Here is a 21,196-nt window from a genome sequence, read left to right on the forward strand (position 1 = left end):
CTACAGAACCAACAAGCATTAATGATGGAAAAGATACAGAAAACCTCGCATCGATTATTCAACACTACGCACCAATAGTGTGGCTGCAATCAGGAGAAGATTATTTTCCTATGAATGCTTCAGCATATTTTACGGCACCAAGCACCTCAATTAAAAATGCATCTGACAATCAAGTAAAAATTCCAGCAGGACAAGTAACATTTGCTACTATGTTTGACTTGTTTACTCAATACTTTGATACAAAAAAACCGTTTGATCTTTATTTTGATATCGCAGCTTGCACTCGACGCGGCGCCGACCCAAAACAAGGCGACCTCACGACCAATGTTTATGTCGTAACCTCCGAACAAAAAGATAAAATATACCTACAATATATATATTTCTATGGTTACAATGGCCCTTATGATCTTGGCCCGTATCAAAAAGGTGTAGTAAATCTGCAAGGTGGGCATGATCCTGACATAGAACACATCACCATAGAGCTTGATAAAAATAGCAAACAGCCCACACGAATTTTTTATGGATCAACCGATACGCAAGATGGCAATTGGCTTGCATGGAATGATAATACTATTGAAAAAAGTGGCACACACCCTGTCGCTTACGCAGCACGCTATAACCATCGCTTTTATCCAAAAATGGGCACCTATGTACGCATGTTTGGCATGGCTAATGATATCACCAACCAAGGTACCAAGTGGATGCCCAACAATCTTGTAAGATTATATCCGGTAGCCGATAAACGCTTTGACAAAAACACGATGGGCTGGCTCTACTTTCCAGGAATATATGGCACAAAAGATAACAGTATCAAACCGCTTGGCCTCCAACAATGGTTTGCAAATGCTACATGGGATATTGAAGCACCGAGCACTGCACAGTTCTGCCTTAACATACCGGTACGCGATCCAAAAAATATCGATGCGGCAAAAATGATAGCCCAAGATCAAATTGACTACCGAATCTGCATTGCAAAAAATATTCCCCTCGCAACGGCTCTACCAAGTACCCAGCAACAAGAACTACAAAAAGATCTCAATAACCTACTAGCCGAAGCGGTTTTGAATAAGAATGTGTCCAAAATTCAAGAATTACTCAAACAAGGTGCTGACGTAAATTCAAAATTCAATCGAGCAACACCACTCATGTTTGCAGCAGCAAATATTAAAGATCCTTATATTACTGCCCTTCTTCTAGTAAATGGCGCCGACCCTTTTATTATTGATGATCTAGAAGGCAAGACAGCCTATCAAATGGCATTTGAACAAGGTGTTTTTAGAGTCACCAATGTTTTTAGAGATGCCAAAATTTGGGGCCTGCCAAGTGGTGACTTGCAGACAGACCTCAATGCTTTTAAAGCACAAACAGATAGTATGAAACCATGGGTCAACGCCATGATGCCTCAAACATCGTGTACTGATGTCGTGGGCCTCTCTACAATCCTAAAAATAATGACGGCCGCTCGTTTTCTTCAAGTTGCAATTCCACGAAATATGCAACTAAAAGGAGTTTCTTGGCCAACAGGATGGCAACAAATGTATGACACTATTGGTCAAGATCTCAATCAATTACAAGCACAATTAAGTCAAATTCAGAATCGTTATAAAGCCTGCGATCAAGCCGCAGTAGATGCAACAAATAAGGCAATAGAAACGGCAAAAGCAGCCGCGGATAAAAAAGCAGCTGATCAAGCCGCTGCCGACAAAGCTGCCGCTGATAAAGTTGTGGCTGATAAAATTGCAACCGAACAGGCCAGAATTGCTGCACAAACCATGCCACAAGGTGGAGGATGGACCGACGATGCTGCACGTTGCGCTTTCTTTTTAGATGCTCGAAAATATAATGTTATTTACGCTGCCAGCAACACGCAAACTGCTGAATCAATTCAAAATGCCTTCAACGCTATCAAGTCAATTTTAAATCAACGTCAACAATTGAATATTCCCACAACAGTCAATGGGGCAATAGGGTGTGAGATACAAAATCTTCATTACTTATTCCATAAGTTGCAAGATGATACCAATACACTCAAAGCATCCGGTAATATTTATGCTACCATAGCACAAACTAATGCCGACTGGTTTGCAAGCATGCAAGCATATATCGATTCTATGGAAGCGGTATCACACCCGGCGGCTTTATAACTCCTGAAATAATACAAAATACCTTTAACATCATAAAATCAATCTTGGATCAACGCAAACAGCTGAATATTCCAACAACCGTCAATGGGGCAATCGGCTGTGAGATACAAAATTTGCATTATTTATTCCATAAGCTGCAGGATGATACCAATACATTCAAAGCACCGGGTAATATCTATGACACCATAGCAAAAACTCACGCAGAATGGTTTAAAACCATGCAAGAGTACATAGATTCATTTGCTACATTATCTGCTAGAAATACGGCAATTGCAGCAGCAAAAAACTCGCTAATAGCTGCACAAAATCCTGGCAATGGAGCTTTCTTTAACGCAGATGGAGCTTCTAGACTCGTCAGTGCGTTACAACAGTTCATTGATAATCCTACCGTTGCTCATGCGCAGGCTGTATTGAGTATAAACGCCTCCATGTCAGACCGTACTGGCAACACTACAGGTTTTCTTGGTTTAAACGGCGTTGGTGGCTTCAATGAACTAACAGCTTTTGTAAATGCAAAATAAATGATTAAACCTAACACATCTTTAATGCAAAAAATTATGGAAATTGTCTGAAGCCAAGTTTTTGCCAGTCAGCATCAAATTTAGCCATACCCTGATTAGTCAAAGGATGCGTTATAGCTTGTTCAAACACATTTAATGGTAATGTCACAATATCAGCACCAGCCATCACTGCTTTATTAAAATGACGCACGCTGCGGATTGATGCTGCAAGAACTTGTGTTTCAAAACCATATTGGTCAATCATCTCACATAGTTCGCTTACTAACTCAACACCTTCAATATCAATGTCATCCAACCGACCAACAAAAGGCGAAATGACATGCACACCCATTTTGCTCATCATCAAGCCTTGTAGCATAGTAAACACCAAGGTGATGTTAAGCTTTACATCTTCATCGACTAAGCGCTTAATCACCGCATAATAATCGGCATGGCACGGTATTTTAACTACCACATTATCCGCAAGATCAGCAATTATTTTTGCTTGATTATAGACAGCCTCAGGATCTTTTTCTGTCACCTCAACGCTGACCTCGCCCTCAGGCAATAATGAACAAATTTCTAGTACCTGTTTTTTAGGATCGCCACCTTCTTTACTCAAATGCGTTGGGTTGGTGGTGACGCCATCAATTAACCCGGTAGCTAACCATTTTTTAATATCAGTTATGTTTGCTGTGTCTAAAAAAATCTTCATTCGATTCCTTCTTCTTTTTTAAGAGCATTTATGAGTTTTATTGCTTTTTTTAACGAGACCGCATGGTCGTTTATATCTTTCCACGGATCGCCTTTACGCGCAAGCCGTTTAAAAATATTCTTGATAGTGAATTGGTCAGGCTTTAATGTTTTTTTGGAAACTTCTGCCCACTCAAGTGGCGTAGCCACCGGAGCTCCGGGGCGCGCTCGTAGCGAATAGGGTGTTACACCAGTGGCGGTAAAACCATTGCGCAAATAATCAATAAAAATTTTGGTAGTTCGTTTTGTTTTGCGCATTTCTAAGGTTCTTGTTTTTGGATCGTGCACGACCAGTAACTTTGCGGCATCGTGGGCAAAATCTCTGACCACATCAAAATCTAATTCTGGTTTTAAGGGGACCACCACATGCAATCCACGTGAACCGGTAGTCATAACAAACGGCTGCAGCTCTAAATCTTCTAACAATGCTTTAAGGTCAAGTGCCGTACGACGCACTTGGTTAAAATCTTTACCCGATGGGTCTAAATCAAAAATCATACGATCAGGCTTGTGTAAATTTTTTGTGGTGCTCAACCACGTATGAAAAACCAGTGACAATTGATTGGCAAGATAGACAAGACTCGCCTCATTATTCACCACGACATGGTGCACAATGCCACCTTCCTGTTTTTTTATGCTTACCCGTTCTATCCAATCGGGAAAATATGCACCCGCCTCTTTTTGATAAAAACCTTCGCCGGTTATTCCGTCAACAAAACGCTGCATGCTGATAGGCCGGTTCTTCATATGCGGCAGCATTGTTGGCGCAATGCGTTGGTAGTAATCAATCACTTCCTTTTTGAGGATTTTTCCTTGAGGGAAAATCATTTTATTAGGATGGGTTATAGTAACGATGTGCTCACCAATTTTTATCTCGGGATCAGAATCATCTTGTTTTGAAGAAGCCTTGGCTTTAACTTTTTTTTTAGAGATAGGTTTTGATTCATGTTCAAGATCATCCTTATCTGCTTTCATCTTGATCATCAACCATTGGCCACCTGCCATACGAATCAAAGCAAATGCACCATGCAATCTTTTGCCTTCAAGAATAACTTCAACCGTGCCACGCTTATAACATTCTTTCATCGGCATGAACTTGCCATCTTTTTCTTTAATATTTTTATAGGTCCCACTGTCCCAAATGACAACCTCGCCAGCGCCATAGTGACCTTCTGGAATGGCTCCTTCAAACGTTGCATAATCCATAGGATGATCATCTGTCGGCACGGCAAGTCGTTTTACTTTAGTATCAGTTGATGGCCCTTTTGGCACCGCCCAGGATTTGAGCACGCCATCAATTTCCAGCCGCACATCATAATGCAAGTGGCTTGCAGAATGCTTTTGAATCACAAAAATAGGTTCTTTAGATGACCTTTTTTTATCGCCTGCCGGCTCACCTGATTTTTTAACATCACGCCGTGCACGATAGGTTGTTAACGAATCTTTTTTTGCCATCATCTCTCCTGAACATAATGCAAGGCCCAACAAAATAGGCATTATATTTTTATACTTCAAGTTTCATCCCATCGTAGGCAACCTTAACCTCAACGCCCCGCTCTTGAGCCAATGATTTGATGCGTGCATTCACCGTACGCCCATCTGCGGCAACTATTTGTGTGCCACAATGGGTCACCACCATGAGCGGCACTCCCTCTTTTTGGCACCAACCAAGTTGTGCACGAATCGTCGTGTGACCAAAAAGTTTGTCCCCTTTACGACGGACCATAGGCCGCACAATCGTTGCGCCATCGCCAACATACAACTTCACGTTTTTTAATGCATCATAACGATCATCAATAGAAATCAAATCATGCACCACAAAAATAGAAGTTTTTTCTGCCGTGATGCGATAGCCAACTCCCGGAGCCAGCAACGAGTGTATCACCGGAAATGTTTCGAAAATCACACCACAAATCTCAACCTTTTTGCGCGGCTCCATGGTATGGCGCTCTTTAATGGGATATTTTTCCATCAATGCCCAACTCTCTTTGGTAGCATACACCGGACATGGTGCGCCATTTTTTAGTCCCCAAGCGTGGTCGGGGTGTGCGTGGGTGATTACAATTGCATCTGGTTTTAGAACCCATACTTTTTTGAGCCAATCTTGACCACAGTCAATCATTATGCGTTTGCCTTTGCGCGAGATAATGGTAGACGTATGCCGACGATGGCGAGGCGTTTTGACATCAATGTAACCACGAGTTCCCAAGAAGGTGATCTTCATTTTTTTCTCACGAAAAAAGAGTACTTACTTTATTTTTAGTATGTAGCACACCCACCGCCACACAAGCAAGATATTGCCAAGACGCAAAAAAAGGCCGCAGTGGAAATTTGATTTTCTACTGCAGCCTTTGTAATCAGATTTGTTTTCTTATTCTATTTTTTTTGATTTTCTTGGCGCTGTTGAAGCTCATAAGCCTGCTTCAATGCTTGAAATATTGTGTCAGAATTATCTAAACGTTCTTCTATCATGATTGATTCTACCGTGCCATTCTGGTCACGCACAGTGCGCGTCGCACAATGGATACCCATGTGTTGACCACTGGTAAAATATTTTGCAAAAAATCCTACTAGGCCAGTTTTTTGCTCATAAACTTCTCCATCCGGAGCGATAGTCTTGGTCACCGTATTATTTTCGTTAAACATGCCATGCACATGAGCGTTCATAAAAAACATAGAACTTAAAAAAAATATACCAAAATTTTTTTTCATACGTAGAGCCTTTCTGTTCAAAATTAATAATTTCCAAACCGGATCAAACGTATCAAGATTTTTTTTTATAACAAGCACTTTATCCACTTGACGTCATGGCAAATGGGTTCCGGGAAAGATAGTGCCAAGACACAAATTTTGATAATTAACATGAAGTGAATATAAAAAACTTATCAGCTATTTTTCCTAGCCGAAGTTCTCTTTGCTCTGCTTGCTGGTCATTATACATCTCGCTCAATAGAACAAAAGCAGTCTTTGCAAGACCTGAAGACAAACTGTTGATAGAAGTCATACCCGAAGCATGTCGTGTATTGAAACCACCATCTACCCTACCAGCTTGAGGACCACTCACAAAACCTGTAACGACAAGTTCTTGTGAACAAGACTTCTCAATACATTGTGAAAAGTATTGCCAGTTTGATCCATCTGGACTTTGTCCTACGGCTTTAAAGACTCTCTCTTCAGCCAGCGCATTGGCCCCAATACACAGCATCAAACCTAAAAGCAATCCATTTATTTTATTGTTTGTCATAAAAACCTCTCTATCTATACAAAAAATTAATAAGCTGTTCTTCCAACTATAGCAAAAAAACCCTTTATAACAAGCACTTTTACCACTTTTGGCACCATGACACATTGATCGGAGACAGGTTAGGCAAGAGACAAAAAAGGCCGCGGTGAAAATTTGATTTTCTACTACGGCCAATCTTACAATAATACAGAATTTATTTATCGAGCTTTGCTTCTTCTTTTTTAGCCAATTCCTCATTATAACGACTTTTCATAATCGTAAACAAAGACGCTTGACCATTTGACAAATGCCCAACAGTTCCACTATCAACCATCACAATCAAACCACTATATTGACCAGCATCAGGACCATTCAAGACGTGTGTAATACAATAAAATTTATTATTAGTTGGGCGCCAGACATACGATTCATAAAGCGCACAAAAATATTTACTCACGGTACCATTCGTCGTTGGTTCTTGCCATGGATGAGCATTCATACCCCAGACATTCATTCCCGCAATAAGCATCAAGCTCAAGAATACTACTCTCATTTGTTTGTTCATCATCAAAATTCCTCGCTCTATAAAACGTTGGTAATATATCGCGTTTGAGACTAACAGAGGAAACACCAAAAACAAAAGCTTTTTCACCTCGATCACGGTGGCACATTTAAAACAATTTCACCAAAAAAAACGTATCAACAATCTTCTTTTGACCAAGGCTGAATGATGCTCTTGTCGGCTTTAATTACCGTTTGCTCATTTTTTAGATGCCTGTTGCTTGTTATACAAATCTCTCAATTTTGAAAAATTTACCACTGGATCTGGCAGAGGATGTTGCTTGAATGCCTCATCCAACAAGAAACAGTCGATTTCTTTTTTCCCTGAATCATGCGCTATCTCACGACCAATGGTCATAGTACCGTCTTCATGTGTTAAACGATAGAGAGTCAATGTGGAATCAGCAGAATGCTTATACAATTCCTTGAATACTGCATTATCATCCATGCAAAAGGCCAATGAAAAACACACCATGAAACTCAAAAAAAACATAGATAATGGTTTATACATCATAACCCCCTTATTTTATATCTACCAATATAACTGAGCATAGCGTATGCATTATATGCATAGCAACAAGGTATTACCAAGGCGCGAAAAAAGCCGCTATAAAAAAATTTTACAGCGGCTTATCTCATATTCTTTACTGCGTAAGAAAATTAAAACCCCGTGATGACATCACTTTTTTTGCAGATCATTGCGAAACTCCTTAACTAACTCATTAAAGTGGTCCGCCCCAGGAACTCTTGCAGTCCAGACCAGCCCCGGCTGCTCTTCATAACTGCACAGAAACTCAATATCACTCGCTTGAATATCAGGTGTACTGCAACGAACAATCAACTTGGTTCTGTCATTATATCTTTGGCTATAACACATTCGACCGCGAGCGTCCCTGTCCTTGCTAATAGCATTATTAGCTGCACAAACTTCCATCGAGAAAATAGCTAAATTTTGCCCTATTAATAAACAAAAAACAACAATTCTTAACAAGCACAAACGCATCGTAAAACTCTCCAAAACATTTTTTATGAAAACACTATCTGTCACAATAATAACAAAACAGTCTCAACAAAAATAGTTTTAAATTCAATTTTACGGCTTGACGCTTTTGTAAGAAATTACGTGTCTTTATGTTTTAAAATTCTGTAGTTCAACCATATCAGCCTGCTGTTGTTCATACATTTTTTGTAACTCTTTGAATCGAAAATCACTTGCCTCAGTAGTATAAATATCCCCGCGGCTATCTTGAACATTGTAGTGACAACTCACTATTTCTTTTCTTCTGCCACTTAAAATTTTCAATGCTATAAGTGTTGTTTTTGGCCCAACTAATTTGGTATAACAAACCCAATGAGCTCCATCTCCCGCCTGTCCTGTTGATAACGATACTAAATCTGAATGTGATAATTGCACGGCATTTGCATCAGCCTTTTTTTCTGGTTCTTGATTCATACCCCATACATTCAAGACACTACTGAGCATTGAGACCAATAAAATATTATAATAATGCATGGTAACAACCCCCTAAACCATGTTTAATACATCTACTTATTCTTTTTGCATTTTACTACAAAATATTCGTCTAATTCAATACTTTCATGAGATTCGACGTCATAAGGCAAATCTTCAACACCTTCAAGGGCTAAAGCTTGAATCTGCAATCCGTACATTCTTCTCAGCGCATAAAAATTAGTTGTTGGTATCGGATCAATAATATAACTGCCTGATTCAGCAAGCCAACGTTGTTTGCGACACTGCAAAGTAAAGGACGTATTATTGTACAAAGCACCACATACAAGACATTCGTGATTATTTAGAAATTGTATATAGGTGGTAGATTTTATTGAACCATCTGCGGCTCGAGAAATACTTTGTTGAACCCAGCTTTGCATACCAAAAAGATTTGACCCGGCGCATACTATAAGACTCATGAAAAATATTCTATGTTGACGATGCATCATATCATTGCCCTTTCCAATATTTTCAGACTCAAAGATCCAACCTTATTGGTGTACCACGTGCATCAATACAAAGCAAGATTCGGCTAAAATCAAAAAAAATACCGCAGTAGAAATGGTCTTTCTACTGCGGCTTATTATATTCTTTAACGTTCTGTGGGATTACTCACCAACCCTATTGGTCATCATCAGACAGATACAATAATGATGTCGCTGGTGATTTTGGCGAGGATAATGGCGATGCCGCCTGCTGCCTTTCATACTGTCCTTTGAGTATATCAAAAAAAGCTGAATCTCTTCCCCTCTTAGGAATTAAGAGAGTAGCAATAGTTCCCTTGTTATCCACTTTAGATAAGCTTCCCCATTCTATACAAAATGGTTTCTCCTCAAATCGACCACGCACTTTTTTTTGCGCTATAATAATACTGTTTACGTTATTATACTGCGCAAAGCTAATCACTAAAGAGCCATCAGGCAAGACTCTTTTAGCTCTTAACACCTCATTATCCATACCCGACAATCGAACATTCACAACCAATATAACTATCCATAATTTTGTATGCCATAGATGAATCATTATTTAATCACAAAGTTAATTAATCGATCTTTTACAAAAATAACTTTAACAACTTCTTTACCTTCAAGCCATTTTGCAATAAGCCCTTCAGCCTCTGCTTGCACATCGCCTTGCACCGTACCACGTTGGGCAATCAAGTCGCCACGCAGTTTGCCGTTCACTTGAATTGCAAGAGTCAGTTCGTTTTCAACGGCTAGTGCAGAGTCGTACATTGGCCAGGCACAATCTTGCAATTGTTTGCCAAGCAAAGCTTGAGCCAATTCACTTGCCATGTGCGGCGCCATGACCGAAAGCGAAGCAATGATTTTTTCAATTGAATCTTTGTTCAATTTCATAGAACCAGCATGAGCTTCATTGAGCCATTCCATGAATGCAGAAATCGCCGTATTTGGTTTGAAGTTGCCAATTCGCGCTTGAAATTCTTTTAAGAATCTATGCAAACGACGCGTCACTTTTTCATCTTCTGATTCACTGGTCATTGCATTGGACAAATAATCAAACAAGCGATTTAAGAATCTTCGAACGCCTTCAAGACCATTATCTTGCCATTCACAATCAAGTTCTGGCGGTCCCATGAAGAGCATATATAAACGCAATACATCAGAACCGTATTGCTCAACCATGTCGTCCGGATTGACTACGTTGCCTTTAGATTTCGACATCTTTTCAACAAGACCTGATTTTTCTGAATATTTAAGCACCATGCCTTGATTAAACAAATGGGTAAACGGCTCATCAAATGGCACATGACCAAGATCGTACAACACTTTGACATAAAAACGTGCGTACAATAAATGTAAAATAGCATGTTCAATACCACCAACATACAAATCAACCGGCAACCAATAATTCATGTCTTGAGGTGTCCATGGTTTGTCAGCTAAATGTGGATTTGGATAGCGCAAGAAATACCAGCAGGATCCAGCCCATTGTGGCATGGTATTGGTTTCACGCTTTGCCGGTCCAGAACATTGTGGACAAGGCGTATTCACCCACCAATCAATAGCAGCTAATGGTGACTCACCGGTGCCTGTTGGTTGATATGATTCAACATCAGGCAACTCAACCGGTAATTGATTTTCTGGTACTGGTACAACACCACATGTTTTGCAATGAACTAATGGAATTGGCTCACCCCAATACCGCTGACGAGAAAACACCCAATCGCGTAATTTATAATGCACTTTGCTCTCTGCCAAGCCCTTGCTCAATAAGAAATCAACAATCGCTTTGTTGCCGTTTTCAAATGCAGAGAGTCCGTCAAATTGACCACTGTTGATGAGAACACCATCGCCGGTATAGGCTGCAGTGAGTTTGCCATCATTACCACGAACCACTTCTGGAGCATCAATGACTTGCACGACAGGTAATCCATAATGCGCTGCAAAATCAAAATCACGTTGATCGTGAGCAGGCACTCCCATGACAATACCAGTACCATAATTTTTTAATACATAGTCGGTCACATAGATTGGCACTTGAACGTTAGTGACAGGATTGGTAGCATAGGCACCTGAAAATACACCTTCTTTTTCTTTTAATGCTTCTTGTTTGTCAGTAATGCGTTGTTTAACGCGACCACAAAAACCATCAACTTCTGTTCTACGATCTTCGGGTACAATACGACGAATAACATCGTGATCGGGAGCAATGGCAAGGAAGGTCACGCCACACAATGTTTCAGCACACGTGGTGAATACCGGAAGATCAAGCTCAGCACCATCAAACGTTTTGGTTTTGAAGATAATGTTGGCGCCTTCGCTTTTTCCAATCCAATGCTGTTGCATGAGTTTAACTTTTTCAGGCCAATCAAGTTTATCAAGGCCAGTCAATAATTTTTCGGCGTAATCAGTAATACGCAACACCCATTGTCTAATGTTTCGCTGCTCAACCTGTGTACCGCAACGATCACAAGCGCCGTTGACTACTTCTTCGTTGGCAAGGCCGGTTAGGCACGAGGTACACCAGTTGATAGGCATATTGGATTCGTATGCTAGCCCAGCATTATACATTTGCAAAAAGATCCACTGCGTCCATTTATAATAATGGGCATCCGTGGTATTAACTTCTTTATCCCAATCATAAATGGCAGCAATTGCTTGCAACTGTTTTTTGAAGTTTGCAATGTTGCTCGCGGTGCCAATTTTTGGGTGAATACCTTTTTTAATCGCATCATTTTCTGCTGGTAACCCGAAAGCATCCCAACCCATGGGGTGCAAAACATTATACCCTTCAAGCCACTTAATGCGCGCGTAGACATCAGACAGCACATAGCCGCGCCAGTGGCCGACATGCAACCCTGACCCTGAAGGATACGGAAACATATCTAAAACATAATATTTTTTACCACTACCCGTTGGCTTAGTTTTTGCGGGTGGGTTGTTTTGCCACATCTCTTGCCATTTTTTTTCTATACCTTGAACATCATAACTCATTGGATTCCTTTGCAAACAAAGTGATAGGGAGATGATAGTAATCTAGCATAAAACGAGTATAATTACAGCATCGCCAAACACAAACCAAAAGGAATATATTCATGACAACGCCAGTCACGTCACAACAAAACGCAATTGCCCACAAATACGATGAAAACATTCTTGTTGTGCAACGCACACACTTATTCCCTGATGGCGCATGGCATGGATTAAAACAAATAGATTTTGCGCACTACACACAAATTATTCAAGACAATAAAGAATTTTTGCCACGAACGCACATGGAACTCGACCCACGATTCAAACAAATTATTCCCTACCTGGTTTTTGAGCATGAAGGCCGCTACTTTTTAATGCAACGGCAAGCAAAGGCATCAGAACAACGACTTAAAAATAAATTTACGTTGGGAATTGGTGGCCACGTACGCGAAGAAGATTTAACCGATGGCGCGTCAATTTTCGATTGGGCCAAACGAGAATTTCATGAAGAAGTAGATTATTCAGGAAGTCTGACTATCAAGCCCTTGGGCATTTTAAATGATGATTCTAATGAAGTTGGCCAGGTGCACATTGGCTTTGTTTTGTTATTGCAAGGCGACTCAGACCAAATTAGCATTAAGTCTGAACTTAAAAGTGGCAATCTTGTTTCTATAGAAGAATGCGCCGCACTTGGCGACGCACTCGAATCTTGGAGTCAAGAAGTAGTTAATTTTTTAAAGAAATAGCTGCCGAATAATAACGGGTAAATCATCTTTAGACTTATCACCTGCTGCAAGCCGCTCTAAAACTTCAGACGGTTTTAACCAAAAAGACTCAGTAAAATCATCGGTATTATACTGCGGCGCTTTGTTGGTACGCAAAAGATATACTCGCATAAAAGCAGACGTGCCATGCTTTTGTGGATTGAGTGACCCAAGACATTCATAAGAACTCGAGTTCGCGTCAATACGGAGCTCTTCCATTAATTCTCGAGAAAATGCTTGTTCATACGTCTCACCAGCTGACACATGTCCGCCCATACTCGCATCAAAACACAAAGGGAAAAGACGCTTATTAGCAGCTCTACGCGGAATCCACAACTGACCCTTATCATTCATGACAAATGCATTAACTACGCGAAAATTTGATGTTTTATCGGCATAAACTTTCGAACGCAATTGCTGACCAATTACCTGGTCATTTGAATCAACAACATCGAGAAGCTCATCTGCATGAGAACTCTCCCAGGCAGCATAATACTTCTTGGCACCATCAACCCATTCACGTACTCGCGGGTACTCCATGGGACCTTCTTCTATTATTTTTTCACACACTGCAATAGCGTCTTTTAATAACATTTTACAAAAGTGAACTACGCGTTTGCCATCTTTAACGGTGATGGAATATCCCAACGCATCACGTACTTCTAAAGAATTATTCAGCACCTCTGTATAACAAAGACGATCAACAAACTTATTATGATTTTCACTCAATGGACACAACACGTACAGATCGCCACCTTGATTTTTTTGTTGTGCTGCCGCTAAGGTAAGTGATAGAACTTTGGCAATCAACTCGTCAGCAGAATGATAAAAATAAAATTCTTCACCTTCACGCTTAAGCCACTGCGCATGAGTTATATCCTTTTTATCAACCACGCCATTAAACTTATCGAATAGCTGATTAATATCGTCATATAACATGCCAAAAACACGGTAATCAACCAAACAATCTCCATTATTAAGAGCGATAATATGATGTCCTGGATCAAAGTCATATTTTCTCAACAGGCTACGCAACTGACTTTCCTTAATTCTCGATGAGAAATGCAAAGGAATGCCAAACTCTAGCACTTGACTATTGCTATTAATTTCTTGATCAAGAGCATTTTTAACCACATGGTTAATCTTGCCATCACAAATCTGCCCATTAGATTTCACTAAAAAATTATTAAACAAAGAAGCCGTGCTATGCGCCAAGTAACTAGTCGTATATAAATTAGAACCTATTACCGGTATAGACCTTACAAAAACTAATGGGTTACAATCATGCAAATAGGTTATATAGTGGCGTGCAAGTTCACGATACAAACCACAAGGCAATGTGAGACTGTACTGTCGAGAAAAATCAATATCATATGATGGCACACTTAAATATTCCTGATAGGTCAACCGCACTGGCTCGCATTCATTTTTTTTATAAAACACAAACCGCACATCATCAGTAGAATATAAACTCATTTTTCTACCCGCTCGCGCCAAACCACTTCGCTTGTGATCTAGGAACTTATACAAAAAGACATGAGCGAATAAACTCATCGTCTTACTCTTTAAGCGAACCGAAACAACCATGTTTTTATCTGTTACACATTCTGGATCTCGATACACCAGAATGCCGCTGGGTTTAAGCGTTCTGAAAACTTCTCCAAAGAACTTTTCCATGCCTTCAAAGCCACCTGCATAAGAAATTATTTCATGCAACACTGAAGACGCATTAATACCATCTAATGAGGCATCTTGAAAGCTGCTCATATCTATTGCATTAAGCTGTTGCAATTTGAGACATGGACCAACTTGGGCACCAATATACTTTTTTAAACCAGGATGACGTACCGGCAATGCTTTTAATATGTTTTCATCTATATCTGAAGCAATCAAGGTAGTGCGAGCCGTAGCAGACATTTTTTCCAACATCGAAGCAATAGGATCGCCCCCTGTGCCTATTTCCAAATAGGTGCCTTCAGGCTTTTCCAATATATAAGGCAATATCCCAATTTTTTCTTGAGTATTATAAATTTGGACATTCAGTATCAATCACATTGGTTTGATAGAATTCAGAAGCTTTTTTCATAAAAGGTTCTATGTTTGTATGAAAGTACTCTAAACGCTTTACCACAATGTCTTGAGTGTCAGCCTTACGCTTACTTAACTCAGTGCCACAAGCATCACAGGTTTGCCCATCATGCGATGGCGCCAATACAGCATTGTAAACCTTAAAACAACCGGAGCAAATTTGACGATGGGCGATACGATTAATACACAAATCATCAGATGCAAGAAGTTGCACAAAGCAAACATCGTTAACCAATCAACGTTGTTGTAAAAAATTATACAAAAACTGAAATGCGAATTCGTTACGAGGAAATCCATCAATAATGAAAAAATTATTATTGTCTAAAGCTTTTGATAGTTTTTCGCCTACTAAAGCGCAGGTTGTTTCCTCATCAACATAGTCACCCCTGTCAACAATTGCTTGTATTCTTTTGCCAAGTTCAGTTTGTTGCTTGATCTCATCTCGATACATATCTCCTGGACAAATTTGAATGTATCCATACTTTTCAACCATATACTGTGAAAAAGTTCCCTTGCCACTACCGGGCGCAGATAGAAGAACGAAATGCTTTAATCCAAACGACTGATGAACCACTAAACACAAAAATAGTACTGCTATTTTTTTCATAATAAAGCCTCCTGTAGATTTTAAAATAATATTCTTTCCAACGGCTTTACTACTACCCAAAACACACGCAAAGAGATCACTATAAAAAACAACAATGAAGCAATCGATTATTGCTATAAATTGAAATCAATACGCTTTTTCATTTTTAATAAATATACAAAAAGAATTCAGAATTGGCAAGCACCATAGTCAATAAAGCGATTATTAAAATTCAGCTTGAAATTTTACATAGGGCGCGGGCGATCAAATAATATCAAAACAGCATCATACACAGCGAGACACTCAAATCTTGGAGTCAAGAAGTGGTTAATTTATTAAAAAATAATTACTTTAAAAAATCATCCGAGTCAGGAAAATACTCCAAGGGAAACATTGTATTTTCCGATCCTTTTTTAATGGGATGACCCACGTCAAAAAAATCGGGATCTTGAGCTAATGCCGACACGTGCACAACGTGTCGATTAGGTGAGCACAAATCATTAAGCAGCTCAATATAATCATAGCCCTGAGGGCCTGCTAAAATTTGGGAAATTTTAGTAGATAAATCTGATGTAGGCACAGTAGCAACAAGAGATTCAAAGTCAACAACGCTATTATTATAACAAGTATGCCCTGTAGTGGGACAGAAATTTTCTGTTGATTTACAAATTTGACAAAGAGATACCGCTTCTTTACTGCTCAATGTAGCTAGTGCACCAAATAAATTACCACAATCACACCAATAGTACTTGGTGCCATGCATAATTTTTTTGTGTTCAAAAAAAGGCTTAAGGGCAGAAAATGTTTGGCCACACCCTATACGGTCACAAATAATTTTTTTAGAAACCGCTACGTGTTGGTTTTGGTTGCTATTGTCCATAGCGCTATACCCACATGGCAACACAAAAGCAAAGCCCATTATTACTCTGATCATTACCTTTATATACTTATGCATAAACCTATCCCACAAAAAAAGTCATTATTACATAATCAAACAACAGCACGTATCTTGAGCATCGTGTGGCATTTCATACCCCGAAAATTCCTGGCTTATCTCTTGATAAGTATCCTCATTTCCTATGTCAAAGGTAGCAGCACCCAGAACATGAAGACATTCACGTCTTCGTATAAAATAATCTGCGCGCACTGCTCCTAAACGCTTAAGATTAACCTCCATGCCAGCTACAATAAGCAGCGCAAGGCACTGTGGTCTATTTTTATCCATTGCCAATTTAATGAGATAATCATTGCGGGCCGCATGAGTTGTCACATCTGCTTTTTGCAATAACAAAGCATGCATCCATGTCGAATCATTAAGCAAAATAGCTCGCTCCAAATTATGCGTAGCCTCATTTTTTTGTAACTGCACCACCTTATGCAACTCAGTACAAACTAATTCAACTTGCCCCTTTAGATCTATCTTTTGCTCGTCATTCCTGCAAGTGACGGGTGATAATTCTACTGCGGCAGAAGATGACTGGTTCATTGCATGGCCAAAGCCCGAAGATAATAACAAACCCAACAAACAACAATTCATACGTAGACGCATTACTTGATACATAAAAAATCCCTATTATCTTTTAAAAGCAAAATTTTACCTCTATCACATTATCGAACACCACGTGCATTCTGTATCCTCTTTTTTATTCTCCTGAACAAGTGGACGAACATTCCATGCATTTTGAATAGCACAGAGAATATCTGCACTCTTTTCGTCCAAATTCGCGCTCTGCAGAACATCTAAACAATGCTGTCGATTCACAAAATACTGCGGTTGCGTCATATCTATTCTTGCAAGATCAACTGTCGCCTTTGCCTCAATTAAAAGCTCTAGACAATAAGGACGATTTTTTGCAATAGCATACTTGACAAGAAAATCATTCTTTTGCGTAATATCAGCTTTACGAATCAATAAAGCACGCAGCCACTTCACATCATCAAGCTCAACAGCACGCGCTAAATTTGCATGCATCTGTTGATGGTGCTCATACTCCAATGCGCGATACTGTGCTTGGCAATCATTGAGTTGACCCTGTGAATTATGCGCGGCGGGTTGTTGGCCATGTAATGTATCACCATTATGATCTTTATCATAATGATCAGTAGACGATGATGCTTTTTCATCATCGTCTGCCAAAACCACTTCAAACGTTAAATAATCTTTTTTTTGTTCTATTGAATAAACGGATGGAGCACAAAAAAACCAGATTATCATAAAAAATAGTCCGCACATTTTCTTCATAACTCTTCCCCATGAAATATTAGGTAAAAAAATTTCTGAATATCGAATGACGCAATCGTAATTTTACAAGAGAAGCAAGCATACGAAATCCAGAACTCATACGCAGCTTACTGCCTTCTTTATCATACCATTCAGTAGGAAATTCCCGAATCTTAAAGCCAAACTTTTTGCATAAATACAAAATTTCAACATCAAAGGCCCATTTAGTCATCTCCATATGAGGAGTTACTGTTTCAATAGTGTGCCGTTTGAACAACTTAGCGCCGCATTGATAGTCATGATACGAAAGCCCAAAAAGAAGTTTAATGAGTGATTCGTAAATCAACCAGCTACCCCAACGTTTAATCTTAGGTCGCGGTGGATGAATTTTGGCACCCTTCATATAACGACTAGCGATAATACCATCGTAAAATTCTATATGCCGAAAAAGATCAAAAAAAGCTTGGGGCGACGTTGCCATATCTGCATCAACAAACCCTATGAAATTATTGGGGCGTCTCAACGCATCAAGAAAACCAGCACGAATCGCCAAACCTTTACCTGCTGCATTTTTAAGATCAACAATCACACAGTTGCCAAATTTCTCTTGGACTGATTGTACCACCTTAATGGTATTATCAACGCATCCATTCAACACCACAACAATTTCAAAATCAAGAAGTTGCTGTTGCTTGAGCGCATCAAAAAAACTTATATATTCTTCTAATGTTTTTCCTATCCTACGCTCTTCATTATAAGCCGGCATAATAATACTTATTTTGGACATATATTCTCTTAATTTTAAAAAATTGTCGTTTTTTACTGCACATTCTTACTACACTTTAAGAAAATCACACCATCAACACAAATAACACGATAAAAACCGGAGTTATCATGAATAGAATACCATTATCTCTATTTTTTTTAATGGCAAATGCATCATCACTACTAAAAGCCCAAGAATTAACCCTTAACCCAACATCGCTCTCTCATTACCAAGCACTGCAACCATTACTTAATCATTATCAACGTCCTATAACCTTTTTAGAACTGTGGCCAGAAACAGGGCAACTTTCCTGCCATGTCGCAAAAAATTATAATTCCGTATGCGTTATGATAGACGCCAAGTGCGCTCAAAATCTACTGTCAGCATGCCAAAAATGTAATAATGTCGTGCTGCTCAAACAAAATCTATCAATCAACGATATTCACAGCCTGGGCGAATGTGAACATTTTGACGTCACCTTTGTCCCTGACATTGCCAATCGTTTTCCAACAACGTGGCAAAAAGTTATTAATGAGCTTATGAAACTTGGCGATTATCTTATTATACAAGCGCCAGCACAAGGTGCTCCATTGTGCCAGGCCATTACCGATTATATACAAAAAAAACGAGGGGAACCACTCAGCGACGTCTGCACCAACGAGCAAGGAATACTGTACGTGCTCAACACACCCAAAAAACATATTATTAAACGCCGGTGGAACTATGAAAAAACATGGGAGCTTGGTGAGTACACCATCGAAAGCACGTTTGCCAAAAAAAAATTCATTAAACACAAGAAGAAACCTGCCGGTTATACAGTGACCCCATGGCACCCCGGCATTAACCTCTACACCTTTAAACAATTAAATGGCGCTTACCCCACCAAAGATATGATTCGCAGAAAAATTCAACAATTTGCTACCATGAAGCACAATGATTTTCGCATCTTCAACCTTATTATTCAAGGTGAAAAGCTCGTTCCCATTGATTGCGATGAAAACGAGCGGCATGCATCGATAAAAGAAATGTTGCCAATTCTTTTACAGCAGTTCAGACACCTGTTGTTTATCGAATCTTAAACTTTTTTAGTGCCAGCATGCTCATACTCAACAAAATCAACCCATGGGTAAAACGATGGATTTGCGTTGAGCCATAGGTACGGTTTTTATAATGCACCGGCATATCAATAATTTTTAGATTCAATTTTGCTGCACCAAACAGTAAATCAAAATCACCAAAGGGATCAAAATCTCCAAAAAAGTGGCGGTTTGCTACAATGTTTTTGTAATCGCGCGCCCACAAAACTTTGGTCCCACACAAGGTGTCTTTTACTTTTTGGTCCAATAACCAGGAAAATAATTTTCCAAAAAAGAAGTTCGCCAGCAAATTTAAGAATCGCATTGCCTCAGATTCCATGCCATAAATCAATCGCGACCCATTAATGAATTCACCCTTGCCACTCACTAAAGCATCAACAAACTTTGGCAACTCTTCTGGTGGGGCCGTAAGATCGGCATCAAGAATCATGAGAATATCTCCCGTTGCATGTGCAAAACCTTTACGCACGGCATCGCCCTTACCTTTGCCATCTTGCACATACCAGCTCACATTTCTGTGGGGATACAATGCGCAGACACGTTTTATTTCGTCGAGTGTGCCATCTTTGGAATTGCCTTCGACAAAAATAATTTCTGTCGATGCGCCCATTTCAGGGCAACGCAACACAGCTGCCTCAATATTCCCCTTTTCATTACGACACGGCACAATCACTGATACAGTAACCTTTTCAGCTTTCACGGTAACTGCCTCAGGCCGCGCAATAATCCATTCATTAAGGCACAAATTACGCACTAGAGGCACATGCATTAATACGGCATTACATAGGGTAGAAATTAAAGGAATATAGGTTGGCATAAGCATATAACGACCTTTGGTCACGACCTCAAAACCCGCAATGTATAAAAAGTTTTGTAGATCATGAGGCGATACCCAATTTTTTAATACCGTCGGCCGGCGCAATCCTAATTTTTGTGTAATGTTTAACACTGGCTCCCACAAATAGGAGTAGGTATCCACAATAATGCGCGTACCCGGATGACACAGCCGCCGCAACGATTGTAACAGTTCCTGAATGTCGTCTGTCTCCATCGTTACTAATGAAAGCACCACATAATCAAACGGGTCGTGCTGCCCTACTGTATCAAGTGATCCTTGATAAAAAGCATAGTTTGCATAACGCTCACGCGCCGTGCCAATAGAAAGTTCATCAGCATCAACACCAACACCATACGATGGCTTAACCGCATCGAGCAAATAGCCATTTTTGCAATTGACATGCAACACGGAGACTCCTTGGGGAATCACAAAACGATAAAAATTTATTACTTGTTGGTGATAGTATTTATTTTTTTTAAGCCAATAATTAAAAGGCTTTGATTGTTCTATAGTTTTTTTAACTGATGCCTCAGCGACTTGTGCATTGTGTGGCGCTTGCTGACCATGTACCATATTATTATGTGTGTCTTTTTGCACATTCATATTACTACTCCCTACAACTATGATGCCAGGACACCATAAAAAAACCTGCTATACTATAATGGTTGTGTAGCATACTCCAACCAAAAAAAACCGGCAAGCCAA

General features: G+C 39.7%; 23 protein-coding genes. 4 read left to right on the forward strand and 19 right to left on the reverse strand.

The window, feature by feature from the left end; all coding sequences use genetic code 11:
* Both NTX86_00960 and NTX86_00965 read left to right on the forward strand, forming a co-directional pair.
* On the forward strand, nucleotides 1–2,144 hold a 2,144-nt coding region (locus NTX86_00960; GenBank protein ID MCX5921878.1), incomplete at its 5' end, for a Vps62-related protein.
* Between the two features lie 44 nt (nucleotides 2,145–2,188).
* A complete protein-coding gene (locus tag NTX86_00965; protein MCX5921879.1) occupies nucleotides 2,189–2,665 on the forward strand; it encodes a hypothetical protein in 477 nt (158 codons plus the stop codon).
* 34 nt (nucleotides 2,666–2,699) lie between these two features.
* Here the strand turns inward: NTX86_00965 and NTX86_00970 are convergent, their stop codons facing one another.
* The 11 genes from NTX86_00970 to leuS form a co-directional block, all read right to left on the reverse strand.
* Nucleotides 2,700–3,359, reverse strand: a complete 660-nt coding sequence (locus NTX86_00970) for a fructose-6-phosphate aldolase (GenBank protein MCX5921880.1) — start codon at nucleotides 3,357–3,359, stop codon at nucleotides 2,700–2,702.
* Nucleotides 3,356–4,912 carry a non-homologous end-joining DNA ligase gene (gene ligD, locus NTX86_00975; GenBank protein ID MCX5921881.1) on the reverse strand — a complete coding sequence of 519 codons (1,557 nt, stop codon included), beginning with the start codon at nucleotides 4,910–4,912 and terminating at the stop codon, nucleotides 3,356–3,358. The genes NTX86_00970 and ligD overlap by 4 nt, the downstream gene beginning before the upstream one ends.
* Nucleotides 4,902–5,621, reverse strand: a complete 720-nt coding sequence (locus NTX86_00980; protein ID MCX5921882.1) for an MBL fold metallo-hydrolase — start codon at nucleotides 5,619–5,621, stop codon at nucleotides 4,902–4,904. The genes ligD and NTX86_00980 overlap by 11 nt, the downstream gene beginning before the upstream one ends.
* A 152-nt stretch (nucleotides 5,622–5,773) precedes the next feature.
* Nucleotides 5,774–6,109 carry a hypothetical protein gene (locus NTX86_00985; protein ID MCX5921883.1) on the reverse strand — a complete coding sequence of 112 codons (336 nt, stop codon included), beginning with the start codon at nucleotides 6,107–6,109 and terminating at the stop codon, nucleotides 5,774–5,776.
* A gap of 145 nt (nucleotides 6,110–6,254) precedes the next feature.
* On the reverse strand, nucleotides 6,255–6,641 hold the full coding sequence (locus tag NTX86_00990) for a hypothetical protein (GenBank protein ID MCX5921884.1): 387 nt from the start codon (nucleotides 6,639–6,641) through the stop codon (nucleotides 6,255–6,257).
* A 193-nt stretch (nucleotides 6,642–6,834) separates the two neighbouring features.
* The gene (locus NTX86_00995; protein ID MCX5921885.1) at nucleotides 6,835–7,188 is read right to left on the reverse strand and encodes a hypothetical protein; all 354 of its coding nucleotides are present in this window, start codon (nucleotides 7,186–7,188) and stop codon (nucleotides 6,835–6,837) included.
* Between the two features lie 192 nt (nucleotides 7,189–7,380).
* The gene (locus NTX86_01000; protein ID MCX5921886.1) at nucleotides 7,381–7,695 is read right to left on the reverse strand and encodes a hypothetical protein; all 315 of its coding nucleotides are present in this window, start codon (nucleotides 7,693–7,695) and stop codon (nucleotides 7,381–7,383) included.
* Between the two features lie 615 nt (nucleotides 7,696–8,310).
* Nucleotides 8,311–8,694, reverse strand: coding sequence for a hypothetical protein (locus NTX86_01005; protein ID MCX5921887.1), 384 nt, complete (start codon nucleotides 8,692–8,694; stop codon nucleotides 8,311–8,313).
* Nucleotides 8,695–8,726: 32 nt separating this feature from the next.
* On the reverse strand, nucleotides 8,727–9,143 hold the full coding sequence (locus NTX86_01010) for a hypothetical protein (protein ID MCX5921888.1): 417 nt from the start codon (nucleotides 9,141–9,143) through the stop codon (nucleotides 8,727–8,729).
* A 172-nt stretch (nucleotides 9,144–9,315) separates the two neighbouring features.
* On the reverse strand, nucleotides 9,316–9,678 hold the full coding sequence (locus tag NTX86_01015; GenBank protein ID MCX5921889.1) for a hypothetical protein: 363 nt from the start codon (nucleotides 9,676–9,678) through the stop codon (nucleotides 9,316–9,318).
* Between the two features lie 38 nt (nucleotides 9,679–9,716).
* Nucleotides 9,717–12,152, reverse strand: coding sequence for a leucine--tRNA ligase (gene leuS / locus NTX86_01020; GenBank protein MCX5921890.1), 2,436 nt, complete (start codon nucleotides 12,150–12,152; stop codon nucleotides 9,717–9,719).
* A gap of 101 nt (nucleotides 12,153–12,253) precedes the next feature.
* Between leuS and NTX86_01025 the strand changes: the two genes are divergently transcribed.
* Nucleotides 12,254–12,877, forward strand: a complete 624-nt coding sequence (locus NTX86_01025) for a hypothetical protein (protein MCX5921891.1) — start codon at nucleotides 12,254–12,256, stop codon at nucleotides 12,875–12,877.
* Here NTX86_01025 and NTX86_01030 read toward each other — a convergent pair.
* From NTX86_01030 to NTX86_01060, 7 genes are all read right to left on the reverse strand, one after another.
* Complete coding sequence (locus tag NTX86_01030; protein ID MCX5921892.1) at nucleotides 12,866–14,860, reverse strand: NUDIX domain-containing protein; 1,995 nt, start codon at nucleotides 14,858–14,860, stop codon at nucleotides 12,866–12,868. The two genes, NTX86_01025 and NTX86_01030, sit on opposite strands and share 12 nt — an antisense overlap.
* Nucleotides 14,861–14,918: 58 nt before the next feature.
* Complete coding sequence (locus tag NTX86_01035; GenBank protein MCX5921893.1) at nucleotides 14,919–15,218, reverse strand: hypothetical protein; 300 nt, start codon at nucleotides 15,216–15,218, stop codon at nucleotides 14,919–14,921.
* Complete coding sequence (locus NTX86_01040; GenBank protein MCX5921894.1) at nucleotides 15,219–15,590, reverse strand: nucleoside monophosphate kinase; 372 nt, start codon at nucleotides 15,588–15,590, stop codon at nucleotides 15,219–15,221.
* Nucleotides 15,591–15,915: 325 nt separating this feature from the next.
* Complete coding sequence (locus NTX86_01045) at nucleotides 15,916–16,524, reverse strand: hypothetical protein (GenBank protein MCX5921895.1); 609 nt, start codon at nucleotides 16,522–16,524, stop codon at nucleotides 15,916–15,918.
* A 27-nt stretch (nucleotides 16,525–16,551) separates the two neighbouring features.
* Complete coding sequence (locus NTX86_01050; GenBank protein ID MCX5921896.1) at nucleotides 16,552–17,130, reverse strand: hypothetical protein; 579 nt, start codon at nucleotides 17,128–17,130, stop codon at nucleotides 16,552–16,554.
* Between the two features lie 42 nt (nucleotides 17,131–17,172).
* The gene (locus tag NTX86_01055; GenBank protein MCX5921897.1) at nucleotides 17,173–17,811 is read right to left on the reverse strand and encodes a hypothetical protein; all 639 of its coding nucleotides are present in this window, start codon (nucleotides 17,809–17,811) and stop codon (nucleotides 17,173–17,175) included.
* Nucleotides 17,812–17,830: 19 nt separating this feature from the next.
* Nucleotides 17,831–18,577: a glycosyltransferase gene (locus NTX86_01060; GenBank protein MCX5921898.1), complete on the reverse strand. Its 747-nt coding sequence runs from the start codon at nucleotides 18,575–18,577 to the stop codon at nucleotides 17,831–17,833.
* A 107-nt stretch (nucleotides 18,578–18,684) separates the two neighbouring features.
* Between NTX86_01060 and NTX86_01065 the strand changes: the two genes are divergently transcribed.
* Entirely contained in the window at nucleotides 18,685–19,635 is a 951-nt protein-coding gene (locus NTX86_01065) for a hypothetical protein (protein MCX5921899.1), read from the forward strand.
* Here the strand turns inward: NTX86_01065 and NTX86_01070 are convergent.
* Entirely contained in the window at nucleotides 19,622–21,094 is a 1,473-nt protein-coding gene (locus NTX86_01070; protein ID MCX5921900.1) for a glycosyltransferase, read from the reverse strand. The two genes, NTX86_01065 and NTX86_01070, sit on opposite strands and share 14 nt — an antisense overlap.
* Nucleotides 21,095–21,196: the final 102 nt, after the last annotated feature.

Source organism: Candidatus Dependentiae bacterium (assembly GCA_026389015.1).
Classification (GTDB): Bacteria; Babelota; Babeliae; order Babelales; family Vermiphilaceae; genus JAPLIR01.